The sequence below is a fragment of the Heyndrickxia coagulans DSM 1 = ATCC 7050 genome (assembly GCF_000290615.1).
Taxonomy (GTDB): domain Bacteria; phylum Bacillota; class Bacilli; order Bacillales; family Bacillaceae_C; genus Weizmannia; species Weizmannia coagulans.
This window is the reverse complement of record NZ_ALAS01000305.1, coordinates 1-316: the sequence shown is the minus strand read 5'-3', so window position 1 is coordinate 316 and position 316 is coordinate 1. Positions and strand designations below refer to the sequence as shown.

The following is a 316-nucleotide window of genomic DNA, read 5'->3' as shown; positions in this document are numbered from 1 at the left end:
TATTATGCACTTTTCGGTTCCCAGTCCTCTCCAGCCAGGATATGCAGCTTTCATTCCATTGATCAATATTTTGAAAGATGCGGTGTTTGGCGAAATTGCCCTTCACATAACCAACGACATTCTCAATTCGCCCTTTGCTTTCCGGGTCAGCTTTTCTGCAGAAATAGACCTTCAATTTTCTCGCTTCCCGATAAGACTGAAATTCCTTTGTCAGAATTAAATCTCCCGCATTCTCGTTTACCATGAGCAGGGCATCCTGATCATATACCAGTTCATCGGTCATCCCTCCAAAGTATTGGAAAGCGTGCTCATGCAT

Annotated in this window: 1 pseudogene; it reads right to left on the bottom strand. The window is 43.7% G+C overall.

Going from position 1 to position 316, the window contains the following annotated elements:
- A pseudogene (locus IC21_RS15780) lies at positions 1 to 316 on the bottom strand (IS21 family transposase); the annotation flags it as partial.